Annotated in this window: 15 protein-coding genes; 6 read left to right on the forward strand and 9 right to left on the reverse strand. The window is 64.3% G+C overall.

Annotation, left to right across the window (positions count from 1 at the left end; translation table 11 throughout):
* Positions 1–94 precede the first annotated feature (94 nt).
* The gene (locus tag NS355_RS09820; RefSeq protein WP_058745536.1) at positions 95–925 is read left to right on the forward strand and encodes an aldo/keto reductase; all 831 of its coding nucleotides are present in this window, start codon (positions 95–97) and stop codon (positions 923–925) included.
* Here NS355_RS09820 and NS355_RS09825 read toward each other — a convergent pair.
* A complete protein-coding gene (locus NS355_RS09825; protein ID WP_058745537.1) occupies positions 922–1,902 on the reverse strand; it encodes an MBL fold metallo-hydrolase in 981 nt (326 codons plus the stop codon). The two genes, NS355_RS09820 and NS355_RS09825, sit on opposite strands and share 4 nt — an antisense overlap.
* A 2-nt stretch (positions 1,903–1,904) precedes the next feature.
* Positions 1,905–2,531: an SOS response-associated peptidase gene (locus NS355_RS09830; RefSeq protein WP_058745538.1), complete on the reverse strand. Its 627-nt coding sequence runs from the start codon at positions 2,529–2,531 to the stop codon at positions 1,905–1,907.
* Between the two features lie 476 nt (positions 2,532–3,007).
* On the opposite strand from NS355_RS09830, the gene NS355_RS09840 reads away from it, so the two are divergent.
* Genes NS355_RS09840 through NS355_RS09855 form a run of 4 tightly spaced genes read left to right on the forward strand, consistent with a single transcriptional unit; the run spans position 3,008 to position 9,019 of the window.
* A complete protein-coding gene (locus NS355_RS09840) occupies positions 3,008–3,772 on the forward strand; it encodes an ImuA family protein (RefSeq protein ID WP_244489632.1) in 765 nt (254 codons plus the stop codon).
* Positions 3,690–5,471, forward strand: a complete 1,782-nt coding sequence (locus NS355_RS09845) for a Y-family DNA polymerase (RefSeq protein ID WP_084787803.1) — start codon at positions 3,690–3,692, stop codon at positions 5,469–5,471. The genes NS355_RS09840 and NS355_RS09845 overlap by 83 nt, the downstream gene beginning before the upstream one ends.
* The gene (locus NS355_RS09850) at positions 5,471–8,746 is read left to right on the forward strand and encodes an error-prone DNA polymerase (protein ID WP_058745540.1); all 3,276 of its coding nucleotides are present in this window, start codon (positions 5,471–5,473) and stop codon (positions 8,744–8,746) included. Before NS355_RS09845 ends, NS355_RS09850 begins: the two co-directional genes overlap by 1 nt.
* 6 nt (positions 8,747–8,752) lie before the next feature.
* Positions 8,753–9,019, forward strand: a complete 267-nt coding sequence (locus tag NS355_RS09855; RefSeq protein ID WP_058745541.1) for a hypothetical protein — start codon at positions 8,753–8,755, stop codon at positions 9,017–9,019.
* Positions 9,020–9,226: 207 nt separating this feature from the next.
* Here NS355_RS09855 and NS355_RS09860 read toward each other — a convergent pair whose 3' ends face one another.
* The 4 genes from NS355_RS09860 to NS355_RS09865 form a co-directional block, all read right to left on the reverse strand.
* Entirely contained in the window at positions 9,227–10,639 is a 1,413-nt protein-coding gene (locus tag NS355_RS09860) for a hypothetical protein (protein WP_153008177.1), read from the reverse strand.
* 190 nt (positions 10,640–10,829) lie between these two features.
* Positions 10,830–11,087, reverse strand: a complete 258-nt coding sequence (locus NS355_RS18750) for an excisionase family DNA-binding protein (protein WP_153008178.1) — start codon at positions 11,085–11,087, stop codon at positions 10,830–10,832.
* Between the two features lie 100 nt (positions 11,088–11,187).
* Entirely contained in the window at positions 11,188–11,844 is a 657-nt protein-coding gene (locus NS355_RS18755) for a hypothetical protein (RefSeq protein ID WP_153008179.1), read from the reverse strand.
* A 46-nt stretch (positions 11,845–11,890) separates the two neighbouring features.
* Positions 11,891–13,078 carry a tyrosine-type recombinase/integrase gene (locus tag NS355_RS09865; protein ID WP_244489633.1) on the reverse strand — a complete coding sequence of 396 codons (1,188 nt, stop codon included), beginning with the start codon at positions 13,076–13,078 and terminating at the stop codon, positions 11,891–11,893.
* Between the two features lie 301 nt (positions 13,079–13,379).
* On the opposite strand from NS355_RS09865, the gene NS355_RS18760 reads away from it, so the two are divergent.
* Positions 13,380–13,727 carry a hypothetical protein gene (locus tag NS355_RS18760; RefSeq protein ID WP_153008180.1) on the forward strand — a complete coding sequence of 116 codons (348 nt, stop codon included), beginning with the start codon at positions 13,380–13,382 and terminating at the stop codon, positions 13,725–13,727.
* Here NS355_RS18760 and NS355_RS09875 read toward each other — a convergent pair.
* From NS355_RS09875 to trxB, 3 genes are read right to left on the reverse strand one after another with little or no spacing between them, the layout of a single operon-like run.
* Positions 13,640–14,770: a PLP-dependent cysteine synthase family protein gene (locus tag NS355_RS09875; protein ID WP_058745545.1), complete on the reverse strand. Its 1,131-nt coding sequence runs from the start codon at positions 14,768–14,770 to the stop codon at positions 13,640–13,642. The genes NS355_RS18760 and NS355_RS09875 overlap by 88 nt on opposite strands.
* The gene (locus tag NS355_RS09880; protein WP_058745546.1) at positions 14,760–16,799 is read right to left on the reverse strand and encodes a M3 family metallopeptidase; all 2,040 of its coding nucleotides are present in this window, start codon (positions 16,797–16,799) and stop codon (positions 14,760–14,762) included. Before NS355_RS09880 ends, NS355_RS09875 begins: the two co-directional genes overlap by 11 nt.
* Positions 16,800–16,809: 10 nt before the next feature.
* Positions 16,810–17,805, reverse strand: coding sequence for a thioredoxin-disulfide reductase (gene trxB, locus NS355_RS09885; RefSeq protein ID WP_244489634.1), 996 nt, complete (start codon positions 17,803–17,805; stop codon positions 16,810–16,812).

A 17,805-nucleotide genomic window follows, 5' to 3' on the forward strand; every position in this document is an offset into this window, starting at 1 on the left:
AACGAATTGGGAACATATGCCGGTCCGACAAACGAGACTGACGCGCAACCGTCTGGTGATGGCTCCGAAATTCCGTCGGCACGTTTAGGGTGCCATGAAGACGATCCGCTTGCCCGACGGCACAACTGTCCCCGCGCTTGGCCAAGGCACCTGGATGATGGCTGAGGATCGGCGAGTTCGATCAGAAGAAATCGCCGCCCTGCGCGGAGGTATCGATCTCGGTCTGACGCTGATCGATACGGCCGAAATGTATGCTGATGGCGAGTCCGAACGGCTCGTCGGAGAGGCGATTCAGGGCAAGCGGGATCAGGTCTTTCTTGTCAGCAAGGCCTATCCGCAAAATGCGTCGCACGATCGCCTGCCCCACGCCTGCGAGGCCAGTCTCGCGCGGCTCGGCACCGACCGGCTAGACCTTTATCTGCTGCATTGGCGGGGCAGCGTGCCACTGGCTGAGACCGTCGAAGCGATGGAGCGACTGGTCGACGCGGGCAAGATTCTCCGTTGGGGCGTCAGCAATCTTGATGCCGATGATATGGAAGAGCTGGTCGCCAGCGGTGGCGAGGCATGCGCAACCGACCAGATTCTCTACAATCTGACCCGGCGCGGTCCCGAGCACGACTTGCTGCCCTGGCTTGCCGAACATGCAATCCCGACGATGGCGTACAGCCCCGTCGAGCAGGGCCGCCTCGTCGGCCATGCCGGGTTATGCTCCCTCGCAGACGAAATCGGTGCGACACCCGCCCAGCTAGCGTTGGCTTGGCTGTTGGCGCGCGACAACGTCATCGCCATTCCGAAGGCTGGCCGAGTTGCGCATGTGCGCGACAATCGAGCTGCGGCTGACCTGACCCTCGATGCAGCCACCCTCGATCGTTTGGACGAGCTGTTCCCCCGCCCCAGGGGCCGGGTGCCGTTGGAGATGCTCTAGGCGAAGCGGTAAACACCGCCCGCTTCGGCCGCGACGAAGCGTTCGGGGGCGATACTCGCAGCACGCAATGCCGTGGCCAATTCCCCAACGGGCTCTTCGCGTGCCTCATCGGTCAGCTGGAACGTGCCCCAATGGATGCCGAGCGCTCGCCCCACCCCTACATCGTTGAGGATCCTCACGGCGTCGGCCGGGTCGACATGCTGGTCGGCCATGAACCACCGCGGCGCATAGGCACCGATCGGGATGAGGGCGAGGTCGGGAGGGCCCAGGCGATCGCGCACGTCGCCGAAGATGCGCCCATCGCCATAGCCGGTGTCGCCGACGAACCAGATCGAGCCCGCCCGGGTTTCCAGATAATGCCCGCTCCAAAGCGTCATGCGCGTGTCGCTCGGCCAGCGGTTCGACCAGTGATTAGCCGGGGTCAGCGTCGTCACGATGCCGCCGCCGAGGTCGAGCCGATCCCACCAGTCGCCGGTCATACACCGTGCTGCCGGTACCGCCGCCCGGACGACCGCGTCGTTGCCGAGCGGCATCGCCATCAGCGGATCGTGCGCGGCGTGGAGGCGCCGCAGCGTGTCGACATCGAGATGGTCGTAATGGGCGTGGCTCAGCAGCACGACATCGATCGGCGGCAGATCGTCGAACGCGATCCCCGGCGCGGTCACCCGCTTTGGCCCGACGCGGCGGAACGGGCTGGCGCGCTCCGACCAGACCGGGTCGGTAAGGATGTTCACCCCCGCCGCCTGGATCAGCAGCGAAGCATGGCCGACCATTGTCACACACAGGCCATCGATGCGCGCCTCAGGCTTGGCGGGCGTCACCGGCAGCGACTTCGGCCATTTGGCAGCAGCCCCCGCCAGCTTCCAGCGCAGGATGGCGCTCAAGCCTCGATCGGTACTGGGCTGCCCCGGATTGAAGAAGCGCGTACCGTCGAAGTGATCGCTCGGCGGACCGTCATAATAGCGGTTGCGGGCCATGGTCAGGCAACGCTCATCAGCTGCGAGGGATAGGCTGTCAGCAAGCTGAGCGCGTCCTCCACCGGGGCGGTCAGCCAGCGTTCCTGATCTTCGGCCAGCACGATGACCGGCATCGCCTTGGGGTGCCTGGGCGCCACCAGCGGATTGGGTTCAGTGGTGCAGAAGGCATAGACCCGGTCATGATCCTGGTCGACCTTCCAAAGCCCGGCGAAGCACGGCACCGCCTGATCCTCGACGGAGAACCACCAGTTGGTGTCGCTTGGCGCCTTCCGATCGGATGCTGCCTTGGGTTCGGAGAAGCGGGTGAATGGCACGAGACAACGATGTTCGGCCTTCATCAGCCAAGGCTTCCACATATTGCTCTGCATGTTCCGGGCGTTGGTCCACCATTCGTAGAGAAAGGGCAATTCCCCCTCGCGCGCCGGGCGCTTGCGCGGTTTGCGGGTCGGGAAGCCCCAACGCATTGTGCTGAGCACCCGTCGGCCCTCCTCGACACGAACGACATAGCCGGGTTTGCCGGGCGCCGCGTAATCCTTCTCGACCTCCAGCGTGTTGCTCGCATCGTCGACTGCAGCAAGCGCGTCGAAATAGGTCCGCGGATCGACCTTGATATTGTAAAGATTACACATTCGCTTGTTCGATCACGACCGGTAGCGCGAGACAAGCTTCTTCCACGTCGCGGCATCTGGATAGGGCAGAGCAGCGCCAGTGGGCGGGTCCCGCCCGATCACCACATGGGGACGCTGGGTGCGTCCTTCCGCCTGACATGTCGAGCAGCATAGCCGCCGCCCCACCAATCCGAGCGTGCCGTCCCAGCCTCGGCGGCAGAACAGCCACCATAGCGCAACGGCATCGAAGACGCGGACGTGACCGCATTTTGGACAGCTGAGGCGCAGCGTGCGCTTGTGCAGGGCACACTCCTCCAACGTGCGCAGACGCCGCCCGATATGATCGTGATCGGCCCCTGCCCCGCCTTCCTGGCTGCCCCTTTCACGACCCTCATCTGCCACGACCCTGTCCCGTTCCGATTATCGATCCGCTTCCGCAACGCCTTGACCCGGCTGCGGAATCAACGGAACATATAGCGAACATATGAGTCGCAGCAATGATGTCTTCTACCGCCCCACCCCTCGAAACATTGGCCCGCCTGCGGGGCGCCATAGGCGCTGTAGGCGGCGGTGAGGGTGCGGTCCTGCCTTTCGGCATCGAAGCGGTAGACACGCGATTGACGGGCGGCGGCCTGGCGCTCGGCGGTCTGCACGAGACGTCTTCGGCGACACCGACCCTTACGGATGATGCGGCTGCCACGCTGTTCGCGGTCGGGATTGCCGCGCGCGCAGCAGCGCTGAGCGGTCGCCGGGTGCTCTGGGCGCTCACCCGGTTCGATCTCTATGCGCCGGGTCTCGAACAGGCCGGCCTCAGCCCTGCCACGCTGTTCTTCGCCGAGGTACGTGAGGACAAGGACGTTCTGGCCGTCATGGAGGATGGCCTGCGCCATGGCGGGCTTGCAGCGGTGGTTGGCGAGGTAAAGCGCGCCGATATGGTCGCGACCCGGCGACTGCAGCTGGCGGCGATGACGGGAAATACCCCTGCCCTGCTTTCGCGCCGCTGGCGCCGACAGGGCACCTGCCCACTGACCGAGCTGTCGGCGGCGATGACACGGTGGCGGATCGCCTGCGCGCCCTCCGCGCCGCTCCCCGCCCCCGGGGTCGGCCGCCCGCGCTGGATGGTCGAGCTGGCACGCCAACGGGGTGGCCCGGGCTTCACGATGGAATTGGAGGCATGTGATGACACGGGTCGCCTCGCTCTACCTGCCGCATCTCGCGATCGAGCGACTGCGGCGGCTGGAGCGGCCGCGCGCGCTGCCTGAGCCGAGGCCCGCGCCCATACTGCCGGTCGACGACGACCCCGGTGCCTGCTCGGTGCCACGGGGCGGCGGCTGGCGTCCCGGTGCGCGCTGGGCGCAGCAAGGCGCTGCGCGTGGGGCGGTCGAGGAGCAGGTAGCGGCGCTGCCGCTGCATCAGCGACCGCCGATGCGCGAGTTGGGCCGCCGGTCCGAGGCAGCGGATCACCCCTTCAAGCGACTGGTCGCAACGGACCAGCGTCAACCCACGGCGGCGTCTGTGACGCACCTCGTGCCGATGGTGCTGGCCGAGCAGCTCGGGCAGCGACAGGTCATCGCCGCCGCTTGCCCGTCGGCGATGACGCTCGGACTGACCCCGGGCATGGCAGTGACGCAGGCACGGGCGCTGATCCCGGATCTCGACATCCGACCCGCCGACCGGGCGGCAGATGCCGCGTTGCTGGCGGATCTGGCACTGCATGCCGTGCGTCACTGGACCCCGACCGCCGCGGTCAGCGGATCGGACGGGCTTTGGCTGGACCTGAGTGGCGTCGCGCATCTGCATGGCGGCGAGGCGCGCTTCTGCCAGCGACTGGTCCGGTTCTGCCGACGTTTCGGCCTGACCGCACGGGTCACGATCGCCTCCACGCCGGGCGCAGCTCATGCGCTCGCCCGTTTCGGTCGCGATGCCATCCTGCTGGTTCCCGGCGGACAAGAGGCGCAGGCTCTAGCCCCCTTACCTCCTGCCGCACTCCGCCTGACCCCGGAAGCAACAGTGGCGGCGAACCGGTTTGGGCTCGACCGGATCGCCGATCTCCTGCCGCTGCCACGCGGGCCGCTCGCCCGGCGGCTAGGCGTGGCGAGTGTCCGCCGCCTCGACGAGGCACTGGGGCGTGTCCCCGAACCGATCGTGCCGGTCGTGCCCGAGGAGACGCCGGTCGCAAAGCGCCGGCTGCTCGAGCCGATCGGCACCGCTGAGGCGATCGAGCAGGTGATCGCCGACCTGCTCGCCGACATGATGCTGGTGTTGCAGGCGCGCGGGCGCGGTGTGCGCACATTGGTGCTGCTGCTCGACCGGATCGACGGCAGCGTGCAGCGGCTCGCGATCGGCACCGCGCGCGCGACCCGCGATGTCGTGCATCTCGCCCGCCTCTTCCACCTGCGCATCGAGCGGATCGATCCGGGTGACGGGATCGAGACGATGCGCCTCGCCGCGACGCGGATCGATCCGCTGGGTGCTACCGCGGTAGCGGGCGACCTGACCGGCGAGGCGGCGGTGCCCGACGTCGCGACGCTTGTCGACCAGATCGCCGGCCGGGTGGGCGAGGCGGCGCTGTTCACCGCCGCGCCAGTCGAGAGCGACGTGCCCGAACGCGCGGTACGCCGCGCGCCGCCGCTCGCCGCGCCGACTGGCTGGCCGACCTGGCGCCGGCCGGTACGGCTGCTCAGCCGGCCCGAGCCGCTGACCGGCGTGCTCGCCCTCCTCCCCGACGCACCGCCGCGCCGCTTCATCTGGCGCGGGCAGGTCCATGCGGTGGTGGCCGGAGATGGTCCGGAGCGCATCCATGGCGAATGGTGGCGGCGCGACGGCGAGGTCTGGGCGGTGCGCGACTATTTCCGGGTCGAGGACGACACGGGCGCACGCTTCTGGTTGTTTCGCCGCGGCGACGGGGTCGATGCCGCAACCGGCGATCTCAGCTGGTACCTCCACGGGCTATTCGGCTGATGGCGGCCCCCACCACGACCTATGTCGAGCTTCAGGTGACGAGCCATTTCTCGTTCCTGCGCGGTGCTTCGTCGCCCGACGAGCTGTTCGCCGCTGCCGGGCTGCAAGGCCATACCGCGCTCGGCATCGTCGACCGGGGCAGCGTCGCCGGTCTGGTGCGCGCCTGGGAGGCCCAGAAGGCCACGGCCGTGCGAATGATCGCCGGTGCGCGCGTCGATCTCGACGATGGGCGGGCGCTGCTGCTCTATCCGACCGACAAGACAGCATGGTCGCGGCTGACCCGGCTACTGACGTTGGGCAAGTCGCGTGCTGGCAAGGGCGGTTGCACGCTCGGCTGGAGCGATGTCGTTGCGTGGAACAAGGGGCTGATTGCGGTTCTGCTGCCAGGCGAGGCGGATGCGGCGACCGCTGCGTATCTAGAAGAGCTGCGCACAACCTTCGGCGCGCGCGGTTATTGCGGCCTCGCCTTCCGCCGCCGACCCGACGATGCATTGCGGCTGCACGACCTCGCCGCGCTCGCCGGCGAGGCAGGCGTCCGCGCCGTCGCACTCGGCGACATCCTCTACCATACCCCGCAGGCTCGGTTGTTGCAGGACGTCGTCACCGCGATCCGCGAGAAGTGCACGGTCGACACGCTCGGCTACCGGCGCGAGCGGCATGCCGACAGGCACCTTAAATCGCCAGCCGAGATGGAGCGGCGCTTTGCCGCCTTCCCAGATGCGATCGCCGCCACCGCCGCGATCGCGCGCGCCTGCACCTTCGACCTTGGCGAACTCAGCTACCAATATCCGCAGGAGCGGGTAGTCGAGGGGCTGACCGCGCAGGATGCGCTCGAACAATTGACCGAGACCGCCGCGGCGCGGATGTTCCCCGACGGACTTCCGAAAGCCTATCGCGACCAGATCGCGCACGAGCTCAGGCTGATCGGCGAACTGGGTTACGCGCCCTATTTCCTCACCGTAAACAGCATCGTCGCGGAGAGCCGCAGGCGCGGTATCCTCTGTCAGGGGCGCGGCTCCGCCGCCAACAGCTGCGTCTGCTTCGTGCTCGGCATCACCAGCATCGACCCCATCAAGCACGAGCTGCTCTTCGAGCGCTTCGTCTCAGGCGAACGCCGCGAACCGCCCGACATCGACGTCGACTTCGAGCATAAGCGGCGCGAAGAGATCATCCAATGGATTTATGACACCTATGGGCGCAACCATGCCGCGCTGACCGCCGTCGTCACCCGCTACCGCGCGCGCGGCGCGGTGCGCGAGGTCGGCAAGGCCCTGGGCCTGCCCGAGGATCTGACCAAGGCGCTCGCCGGCCTCATCTGGGGGTGGAGCCAGGAAGGCGTCGGCGAGAAACAAGTCACCCAGCTCGGCCTCAACATGAACGACCGGCGATTGCGCCTCGCGCTGGAACTGTCGCGCCAGCTCATCGGCGTGCCGCGTCACCTGTCACAACATCCCGGCGGCTTCGTCCTCACCCATGACCGGCTCGATGATCTTGTGCCCATCGAGCCCGCCGCGATGGTCGACCGGCAGGTGATCGAATGGGACAAGGACGATATCGACGCGCTGAAGTTCATGAAGGTCGATGTGCTCGGCCTCGGGATGCTCGGCTGCATGAACCGCGCCTTCAACCTGCTCGAGGAGGCCAAAGGCGTCCGCGTCGGCATGGCCGACCTGCAGGACGATGACCCGGACGTCTATGCGATGATCCAGAAGGCCGACACGCTCGGCACCTTCCAGATCGAGTCCAGAGCGCAGATGAGCATGCTGCCGCGCATGAAGCCGGCGCGTTTCTACGACCTCGTCATCGAGGTCGCGATTGTGCGGCCGGGGCCGATCCAGGGCGACATGGTCCACCCCTATCTGCGCCGCCGCGAGGGGCGTGAGAAGCCCGACTATCCACGCCCCGAATTACGCGCGGTGCTGGAGAAGACGCTGGGCGTGCCGCTGTTCCAGGAACAGGCGATGAAGGTCGCGATCGTCGGTGCAGGCTTCACTGCGGTCGAGGCGGACCAGCTCCGCCGCGCCATGGCGACGTTCAAGTTCACCGGCGGGGTCAGCCACTTCTACGACAAGCTGGTCGAGGGCATGGTGTCGCGCGGCTACCCCCGCGACTTCGCCGAACGGACCTTCAAGCAGATCGAGGGTTTCGGCTCCTACGGTTTCCCCGAGAGCCACGCCGCCAGCTTCGCCAAGATCGCCTATGCCAGTTGCTGGATGAAGCATCATCATCCCGACGTGTTTTGCGCGGCGCTGCTCAACGCCCAGCCGATGGGCTTCTACGCGCCCGCCCAGGTCGTCCGCGACGCGCGTGAGCACGGCGTCGAGGTAAGGCCGGCCTGCATCAACGCCAGCCGTTGGGACTGTACGCTAGAACCGACACGCGGCCGCTATCTCGCCGTGCGGCTCGGACTGCGCCAGGTGCGCGGCCTTGCCAATGCGCATGGTGCGGCGATCGTCGCGGCGCGGGGGGACGCACCTTTCCAGTCGGTCGAAGAGGTGTGGCGGCGTGCGGGCGTGCCCCGTGCAGCGGTCGAGCGACTGGCCGAAGCGGATGCCTTCCATGCGCTGCGCGAGGATCGCCGTCAGGGGTTATGGAAGGTGAAGGGCTTGGGCGAGGCCCCCCTCCCCCTGTTCGCCGCCGCCGATGCGCGCGAAGCCTCGTTCAGCCCGGAGGGGCTGGAGCCGGACGTACCCTTACGCCCACTGACCGAGGGCCGAGAGGTAGTGGAGGATTACCGCGCGCTGCAATTGTCGCTGCGCGCCCACCCCCTAGCCTTCCTGCGGCAGGATCTCACCCGCCGCGGCATCGTCCGCTGCGCCGACCTTGCCCACATCAAGGACGGCCGCCACGTCGAGGTCGCCGGGATCATCCTCGTCCGCCAGAAACCCGGCAGCGCCAAGGGCGTGCTATTCATCACGATCGAGGACGAGACCGGCATCGCCAACGGCATCCTCTGGCCCGATCGGTTCGAGGCGCAGCGCCGCACCGTCATGTCGGCGGCGATGATCGGGATGAAGGGCCGGGTCCAGCGCGAAGGGCTTGTCATCCATGTCATCTGTGACCGGATCATCGACCATGGCGGGCTGCTCGCCCAAGTCGGACAGATGGACTTCCCTCATGCGACCGGCCGGGGAGACGGTGCGCGCCATGCCGGGTCGCCCGACCGGGGCGATGCCGGCTGGCGACCGGGCCCGCGCGACAGCTACTGGCCACCGCACGCTAATGGCCAGGATCCCGAGCAGGTGGTGCGGATCAAGTCGCGCGACTTCCACTGACCCACCATGTCGCGCCATCAGCGGATCATCATAGACTTGTCGCTCCACATCCTGCGCGGGGCCGCCGCGCGGTCGGGCAAGGGCAAGGTCGACACCATAGAGGTGCGGCTCGCGCTTCGCTGCCTGATCGCGCATTGTCCGGAGCGCTGGCCGCTCGACATGTTCTGGAACTCCGCCGGAACCGATCACGACATTGGACGCGCCCAGGGCTGCACCGCGGCGCTGAATGGGATCGTGAGACAACTTGGATTGAGTGGGTCAGACCAGCTTTGAGTCAGCAAATAAGCCTGACGCGGCAAATTCTACAGAATTTAGGCTGCATTTAAATATATTTGTCGCATCTATATTCGGCTGTAATATCTAGCTCACAAAATCAAAAAGTACATCCGCATTTCCCTCAGAAAAGGAAGAACTCTTCTCGATATTTTTTATGTCATATTTGGGCGGTGAGGGTGTATTAACCCCCACCGCCACAAAACATCAGCGCCTCCGCCGGCCATTACCGCCTCGACTGCTGCCATATCGACTGCTGGGACCTGTTACATCGCCGCGGCGTCCGCGCCCGGAACGACGTTCACTGGACCTGCTGCTGCCCGTACCGCGCGTTGACGCCGGTTTTGCAGATTTACGACGGCGCGGCTGCTCAACCTCCTCTTCATTATCAGGTTCGTCGTCCGTCACATCTTCAAATTCGGTGTTCTCCGCCATTAGCTCGAGAAAACCGTCAAGGTTGTCGGCCACGTCTTCCGAACTGAGGGGACTGCTGACAGCCGGGACGGCGTCAGCTGGCGTCGCCGTCGACACATCGCCGTGCGACGGTGCAACAGGCGTGGAAGCCACAGCAGTTGGCTCAACCCTGGTTTTGCGCAAAGCGCGGCAGTCGATTTGCCAGGGGCCATACCGACGGGTGCCATGGACTGCCCGCACATCCGACCAAAAACCGGCAAAGTCGAAGCCGGCCGGCAACGCCGCTGCTTGGGCTCGGCTGCGGTGGTACAGCGCCAAGTCGCGCAATAGGTCATTCTTGATGGCACATGCCCCGCCAATGGCCACCAAGGTGTCTTTGAAAGGCACCTGGCTGAGGCCTTCGAGCATGCGCAAGGCGAGCTCGGGGGTGTAATCCCGCTGAATGTCGCGCTGGTCCACCCTACCGTTCTTAAGCTTAATGCGGTTTTTGGCGCTGTTGGGCTGCTTGATGAGATAGTGCAATGCTCGCGAAATACTCTCCTCATGAAGGAGTGGGAGAATGTGCACCGGCTTACCTCCCAGTGACGAATGCCATGCGCCAGAGCTATTGTGTTCTGCCATCAATGTGCGGGGACAGAAGTCGTTATGATCGGTCCAGCCAAAGCCATGCACGTGGGGCATGATGAGACGGGAGCGCCGAACAGACCCGGCGGGGAGCTCCGTGGAAGCCAAGTGGGTGCCGTGTTCCAGCAACTGCATTTGCCAGGACGGGCTGATGCACGAATTGTCCTCGTAGTTGGAGACAGGTTGCATCTCCAGGCGTAGAATGGCCGACACGCCATCCCATTTGCGGATCATGTTGGTGGCTTTCAGCATGATGGCTTTGGAACGCAGGTCAGGTTTGGCGTCAGTTGTGAGAAAAGTGTCATCAAAGCCGGTGACGAAAAAGAAATGTCGATGGGGATGCTGTAGGCGTTCGGATTGAATACGCGCTTCAAGGTACAGGGCGGTATGACGAGTGATTCGCAGGTCGCTGGCTAGCATGTTTTCAGCGCGAGCCTCGATGCCCAGCGCAGCCTTCATCACTAGCTTCTGGAGGTCAGTGCCGTTCATACCTTCAATAGCGGCGTTGCATTTGTCGCGCATGACCTTCAAACGGTTCATTCCGCGCACCTCAGGGAGTATGTCTGACGAATAATTACGCATGGCGAATTCTTTCGTGAAAGCGCACAGATCCGCTAACGGAGGCGCATAACGCTCCGCTGGATGGCGCAAACTGTGCTTTTTGATTTTCTACCTTACCTATAGAAAAGGCATTTCAAGGCCTGCTCTGCGTAAGGCGGTATTATTTTACGGACGTGCAGCGGCGCGTCCGCCAACTGCATCGTTGTAAATATTAATGGTGGTGATTGGCTCGCACGGCCGATGCATCATGCGGTTGAGCCATTGATTGCGGCTGATCGCACAGTTCTTGGATGCTTCGCGTCAGGATCAATCGCCGACGTCCCACCCTGATGGTGCGCAGAGTGCCATCCCCGATCAGTTTGTAGACGGTGGTGCGGCCAATGCTTAGCGCCTTGGCCGCATCCGAGATGCGCATGACGAGCGTGTCGTGTGTAACGCTGCTGGCTTTCGCCTCGTATGATGCATTCATTCGTACCTCCTCACCCGCCTCCCTGGCGGGTAAGAAGTCTTTTATGCCGACTCTAGAAACCGGCGTTAATCGCAACTTTGCGCAATTATCGACATAATAATTATGTAAGTGATTGAATAATCTGCAAGACATTTTCGCTTGGGTCGTCCCGCATAATATCATTCCATACGTTATCAAACTTTCGACATAAAGTAGTAGAAGTTAGTCCTACTTTTGCGTCTAAATTTTTCGCTAGGCTATGCATCGTCGGGAAATTGCTCACGTTGAGTTTCCCTGCCTTCGCCAGTCCGATCAAAATAATCCACAGCTTGTCCCACTCATCGGTTTTGGGCTTTCTCCCGGCGTTTGACCGGGGGGCAAGAGCAGGCGGCTCAGACTGAGACGCAAATTCGGCATCGATCTCCGCTTTGAGAAAACGGACGCCAGAAAATAATCTATATGTCTTTGGCTTTGCGTTGCTGATTACGACGAAGTCACCCCTATTCCATTTCCAGGCGTTCATCATTCCACGCGTGCGGTGGCCGGCATATCGCCACAGCGCCTTAGAAACCGGCACGAATTCCTCTTTGTTGATTTCAGCGGGGCGCAGTTCCCATGCCTCATTTGGTGTCGCGCCCCGCGCATTGAAAGTCACATTGGCTTCTGCCGTGATGAAACCATCGCGTAAGAGTTGCGCTATGTCCCGCTTCAAACTATCCGCGCCACGAATTTTTCGATATTTTTCAAGAACTTCGTAAGCGGTATAGTAGTCTGTCATTATTTATCTCCCCGTGAGCGGCAGTACCTCGGGGTGACTTCGTGAATTATGCAGAATTGTGCAAGTAAGTTGACCAAGCGGCCATCAAATGCCGCCTTCGATCCACTGCAGATCCGCGCCGATACGCCCGTTCTGCTTTGTTTTGAATGGTATGCGCCAGTGCTTGCTCGATGATTTCGCGTGGAAAGTCGGTGCGATCGCCCGCCCAATCGCGGAAGGTTGAGCGAAAGCCATGGGTGGTGATGTCGCCGTGCCCCATGCGCCGCAGCAGCATCGCCATCGCCATGTTGCTGCGCGCTGCACCCGCTACGCCAAACACAGGGTCGGTGCGCTTTCGATTGCCGGCGGGTAACCGGTCCAGCACCGCCATGGCGGCGTCGCTTAAGGGAACAATGTGTTCGGCCCCGGCCTTCATGCGTTCGCCCGGCACCACCCACAGCTTGTTTTCGATGTCGATCTCGCCCCAGGTTGCGCCCAGGGCCTCGCCGCTGCGGGCTGCAGTCAGGATGGTGAACTCCAGACACCGCGCCGCCAATGCCGTGCGATTGCGCAGTTGTGCCATAAAGGCGGGGGCGTCGTGATAGGCCAGCGCCGCATGGTGATGGCGGGCAACCTTGGCCTGTGACGGCAGCAGCACCTGTAGATGGCCGCGCCAAGCGGCTGGGTTGGTGGCATCTCGTGGACGTAGCTTGCGCGCCATGGCCGCTGCTAGGACCTTCTCGATCCGACCTCGCACCCGCTTGGCGGTTTCCGCCTTGGTCAGCCAGATGGGTTCGAGTACCGCCAGCACGTCATCGGTCGAGATGTCGGCTAGGGGTTTAGCCAATAGCGAGGCTGCGTGATCGCGAAGGCTGCTGCGCCACTGCTGCCGGTGAATGGGGCTTTTCCAGCCATCCTCGACGCTGGCGATATACTGATCGGCAAACTCGCCGAACGTGAGGGGCGTGGGGGCGGGTTCAGCAGGCTGAGCGGGCAGGGCGTCTGCCAGCACGGAGCGGGGGTCTTTGCCCTCGGCCATGGCTTCGCGCATCTGCTGCGCCAGTTGGCGGGCGGCGGCCAGGGGCCGGTCGATGACCCGGCCCAGGCCAATCTCGATGCGCTTGCCCCCTTGCGTCACCATAAACACCCAGGACTTCGATCCGGCATTGGTGATCCGGAAATACAGCCCGCCGCCGTCGGCGTATCGGCCGGGCTTCTTGATGGATGCGACCTGTCTAGCGGTCAGCTTATTCAACGCGTGAGCCATGTCGTCCGTCGAACCTCTATGATGCCCAAAGTCATGCCCACTTTGTGCCCATATTGGTGCCCATTTTCAACTTGGCTTGCCGCGAAACTCGACGAACGGTGGCGAACAAGGCGGACGTCTGAGGGGGGGGCTACAATGCTGTATAAAGACGGAAAAATGGAACCTCTTTGGGCATTGGCGAACACCAGACGATGACGCAGTTCTGCGGACACCTCTTCCGCCATATACCATTTTTTTACTGCATTATTTTTAGAAGATCGGCCCATTCTGATAGGGTTTTCGGCGGCCGTTGACGGTCGTCGATGAACCAGAGCATGTGAGCCAATACGGTGCCGCTGCATCTGAACATGACCTGCGGGAGGTATTCAGCGGGCTGCTTTACAAGACCGAATCCAGTTCCATCCACACGGCGGTGGACACGCTGCGGCACTCCCTCGCGGTGCGTGTTATCTCTGCCAGCGCGGAGAATCCCGGCGAGGTCGAACGGCTCGCCCGCACCATGCAGGCCGTCGCGCACAGTCATGTGGACATAGCCTGGATATACCAGGGCTATACCCGCGAACGCTTCGCTGGCGCCGCAGCCGGCCAGGGCGACGGGGATTTCTCATTATCGAACATGGCGCTGAACCCAGAGTAATGCGCTCGCCAGTCCAATCCGCGTGCGTCGAGCCATGAATCGTCGTAATAGGTGCAGCCGTAACGCTCGCCGCCATCGCACAGGATGGTGACGATTGAGCCGGTCTCCCGGCGCTTGGCCATCTCCTCCACCAGTTGGGCTACGGCCACGAGATTGGTGCCGGTCGACCCGCCGACCCGTCGTCCCAGTCGCGCCGACAGGGCCCGCATCGCACCGATGCTGGCGGCATCCTCGACCGCAATCATCCGGTCGATCACCGAGGGGATGAAGCTGGGCTCGACACGCGGACGCCCGATCCCCTCGATACAACTGCCGCACCCCTCGGGCAGTGACAGCGCCTGGCGGTCGGCAAAGTGCCGGTGGAAGACCGAATGGACCGGGTCCGCGACGCAGAGCCGGGTGCCGTGCCGCTGATAGGCGATGTACCGCCCGATCGTCGCGGAGGTGCCGCCGGTTCCCGCGCCGCAGACGATCCAGGCGGGCACGGGATATTCCTCCGCCGACATCTGCGCGAAGATGCTCTCGGCGATATTGTTGTTGCCGCGCCAGTCGGTCGCCCGCTCGGCATAGGTGAACTGGTCGAGATAGTGACCGCCCGTTTCCGCGGCCAGCCGGTGCGAAACGTCATAGACGGTGCGCGGATCGTCGACCGCGTGGATTTCGCCGCCATGGAAACGGATCGCATCCAGCTTGGGCGCGGCGGTCGAGGCGGGCACCACCGCGATGAAGCGCAGGCCCAGCATCTTGGCGAAATAGGCTTCGCTCACCGCCGTCGAGCCGGAGGACGACTCGATCACGCAGGTATCCGGCCCGATCCAGCCATTGGACAACGCATAGAGGAACAAGGATCGCGCCAGCCGGTGCTTCAGGCTGCCGGTCGGGTGGCTGCTCTCGTCCTTCAGGTACAGCGTGATCCCCGGATAGCGCGGCAGATCGACCCGGATCAGATGCGTGTCGGCCGAGCGGTTATAGTCCGCCTCGATCCGGTGGACCGCCTCGGCCCGCCAGGCGCGCAAGGTGCCCTCGTCGCGCTTAGCAAGCATCGGCGGTCAGCCCGTGGCGCACCAGCATCGCCCGCCGATCGGCGTCGCGCCCGCGAAAGGCGCGGAAGCTTTCGGCCGCCGGGCGGCTGGCACCGCGCGACAAGACCTCGGTGCAGAACCGTGCGGCCACGCTCCGGTCGACGAGCCCCGCTTCGGCGAAACGCTGGAACCCGTCGGCGGCCAGCACCTCGGCCCACAGATAGCTGTAATAGCCCGATGCATAGCCGCCCGCAAAAATATGCGTGAAGGCGTGTGGAAAGCGATGCCAGGCGGGCGGGTGGACCACGGCCACCTCATCACGCACCGCCTCGATCACCTCGATGGGATCGCGGCCCAACGTACCCATGTGCAGGATCAGATCGAAAAGGGCGAACTCGACCTGTCGGACGATGAACATACCCGAAAGGAAATGCCGCGCGGAAACCAGCCGGTCGAACAATTCATCCGATAGCGGCGCGCCGGTTTCGTGATGACCCGACATGTCGCGCAATATGGTGTGGTCCCAGGCGAAATCCTCCATCAGCTGGCTGGGCAGCTCGATCGCATCCCATTCGAAGCCGTTGGTCCCCGCAATGTTGGGACGGTCGACCTGGGTGAACAGATGATGCAGGCAGTGCCCGGTCTCGTGGAGGAACGTCACCACTTCCTTATGGCTGAGCAGCGACGGGCTGCCAGGCATCTTCGGCGCGAAGTTGCAGACCAGATAGGCGACCGGCACCCGCTGGACATTGCCATCGTTCAGCCGAGGCCGCGCCTGCGCCATCCAAGCCCCGCCGCGCTTGCCCGCGCGGGCGTGCAGGTCGACATAGACGCCTGCGAACACTTGTCCTTGGTCGTCCGCCACGTCGTAATAGCAGGCATCGGGGTGATAGACCGCGACATCGGGACGCACGATCAGGGTGATGCCGAACAGCCGGTCGAGCAGGTTCTTCCAGCCCGCGATCACATTCTCGACCGGGAAATGCGCGCGCAACGCCTGCTCGTCGACCGCGAATTGCGCCTCGCGCAGCCGCTCCGCGACGTACGCGACGTCCCAGGGCTGGAGGTCCTCTATGCCCAGATGCTCGGCGGCATAGCTGGCGAGCGCGGCGAATTCGAGTTCGGCCGCTGGTTTCGCCCGACGCGCCAGATCGCGCAAAAAGGCCAGCACCTCGCCCGCATTCGGCGCCATCTTGGTCGCCAGCGACCATTCGACCGGATCGGGAAAGCCGAGGAGCCGAGCCCCCTCTTGCCGCCGATCGAGGATTGCGGCGATCCGCGCCGAATTGTCGAACCGGCCAGCATAAGGCCCCTGATCGGAGGCACGCGTGCCGGATGCCGCATAGACCCGTTCGCGTAGGCCCCGATCCGCCGCGAAGCTCATGACCGCGTTGACGTGCGGCATCTGAAGCGTGATGACCCAGCCCGGCGAGTTCCTGGCCTTTGCCGCTGCCGCAAACATCGCCTTGTCCGCATCCGACAATCCGGCGAGCAGACGTTCGTTCTCGACATGCTCGAACCAGGCATCGGTCGCATCCAGCATGGCATTGCCGAAATCGGTCGACAGCTGCGACAGCTCCACCGACAGCGCGGCGAAGCGGGCCCGGTCCTCGGCCTCCAAGGCGACGCCGGACAGGCGGAAGTCGCGGATCATATGCTTGACCGCCGCACGATCCGCCTCGTGTCGCGTGGCAAAGTCGGGCGTCGAGGTCAGCGCGACGAGGACATCGTAGAGCGCGCGGTTCTGCATCACCTGAAGATGGTTCTCGACCAGCCGCTTCTGCCCGGCAGCATAGGCGTCGCGCAGGTCCGGCGTGTCGGCGACCGCCTGCAGATGGGAAACGGCCGACCAGACCGCCGCAAGGGCGGTGTCCGCACGCTCCAGCGGCATCCACGCATCGGCAAAGTCGGTCGGACGCCCCTCGACGATCCGCGCCACCACTGCACGGTGTTCGGCCAGCACCTGATCCAGCGCGGGGGCGATCTGGTCGGGGCGGATTTCATCGAAACGCGGCAAGGCCAGGGTGTCGAGCAACGGGTTCATCATCATGCCTTTTCTCTCAAACCAGCGTGCCGGATTCCGCGCCCTCGGCCGCGATCGCATGCGTATTGTGGCCGGCCAGATATCGCTCGGCCTCCAGCGCTGCCATGCAGCCCATGCCCGCCGAGGTAACGGCCTGGCGGAACAGCTTGTCCTGCACGTCACCCGCCGCGAACACGCCCGGTACGCTGGTCGCGGTCGAGCCGGGAGTGACGAGGATATAGCCCTCGTCATCCATATGAAGCTGTCCCTTGAACAGCGACGTCGCCGGGTCATGACCGATCGCGACGAACAGGCCGTGAACTGCTAGTTCCGATGCCGTGCCGTCACGGGTGTCGCGCAGCGCGACGCCGGTCACCCCCATGTCATCGCCCAGCACCTCTGCGACCTCGGCGTTCCAGATCATTTCAATTTTGGGATTGGCGTGAAGCCGCGCCTGGTTGGTGCGGTCGGCACGCAGGGTGTCGCGGCGATGGATCAGATAGACCTTCTCAGCGAAATTGGTGAGGTACAGTGCTTCCTCGACCGCCGTATTGCCACCACCGACCACCGCGCAGACCCGTCCGCGATAGAAGAAGCCGTCACAGGTCGCGCAGGCCGATACGCCGCGCCCGCGAAACCGGGTTTCGCTTTCCAGACCCAGCCAGCGCGCCGATGCCCCCGTCGTCACCACGATCGTATCGGCCGTATAGCGGGTGCCGCCATCGCCGATCGCGAGAAACGGGGTGCGGGTCAGGTCGACCTCGACGATCAGGTCACTGACGACATCGACGCCCGCCTTGCGGACCTGTTCGCCCATCCGTGCCATCAGGTCGGGGCCGAGCACGCTTTCGTCGCCGGGCCAATTCTCGACCTCGGTGGTGATGGTCAATTGCCCGCCCGGCTGTGGCCCCTCGATCAGCCTGGGCGACAGCGCCGCGCGGGCGGCATAGACTCCGGCGGTGTAACCTGCCGGGCCCGAGCCGATAATCAGGACCTTGCTGTGCCGAATGTCCGACGCGCTATCGTCGTTCAC

The sequence above is a fragment of the Sphingomonas yabuuchiae genome (assembly GCF_001477495.1).
Taxonomy (GTDB): domain Bacteria; phylum Pseudomonadota; class Alphaproteobacteria; order Sphingomonadales; family Sphingomonadaceae; genus Sphingomonas; species Sphingomonas yabuuchiae_A.

Coding starts and splice junctions, on each gene's coding strand:
- NS355_RS09880 (WP_058745546.1), bottom strand. CDS start 16,799: ATGATGATGAACCCGTTGCTCGACACCCTGGCCTTGCCGCGTTTCGAT.
- NS355_RS09875 (WP_058745545.1), bottom strand. CDS start 14,770: ATGCTTGCTAAGCGCGACGAGGGCACCTTGCGCGCCTGGCGGGCCGAG.
- NS355_RS09830 (WP_058745538.1), bottom strand. CDS start 2,531: ATGTGTAATCTTTACAATATCAAGGTCGATCCGCGGACCTATTTCGAC.
- NS355_RS18750 (WP_153008178.1), bottom strand. CDS start 11,087: ATGAATGCATCATACGAGGCGAAAGCCAGCAGCGTTACACACGACACG.
- NS355_RS09845 (WP_084787803.1), top strand. CDS start 3,690: ATGACACGGGTCGCCTCGCTCTACCTGCCGCATCTCGCGATCGAGCGA.
- NS355_RS09820 (WP_058745536.1), top strand. CDS start 95: ATGAAGACGATCCGCTTGCCCGACGGCACAACTGTCCCCGCGCTTGGC.
- NS355_RS09860 (WP_153008177.1), bottom strand. CDS start 10,639: ATGCGTAATTATTCGTCAGACATACTCCCTGAGGTGCGCGGAATGAAC.
- NS355_RS18755 (WP_153008179.1), bottom strand. CDS start 11,844: ATGACAGACTACTATACCGCTTACGAAGTTCTTGAAAAATATCGAAAA.
- NS355_RS09855 (WP_058745541.1), top strand. CDS start 8,753: ATGTCGCGCCATCAGCGGATCATCATAGACTTGTCGCTCCACATCCTG.
- NS355_RS09840 (WP_244489632.1), top strand. CDS start 3,008: ATGATGTCTTCTACCGCCCCACCCCTCGAAACATTGGCCCGCCTGCGG.
- NS355_RS09825 (WP_058745537.1), bottom strand. CDS start 1,902: ATGGCCCGCAACCGCTATTATGACGGTCCGCCGAGCGATCACTTCGAC.
- NS355_RS09850 (WP_058745540.1), top strand. CDS start 5,471: ATGGCGGCCCCCACCACGACCTATGTCGAGCTTCAGGTGACGAGCCAT.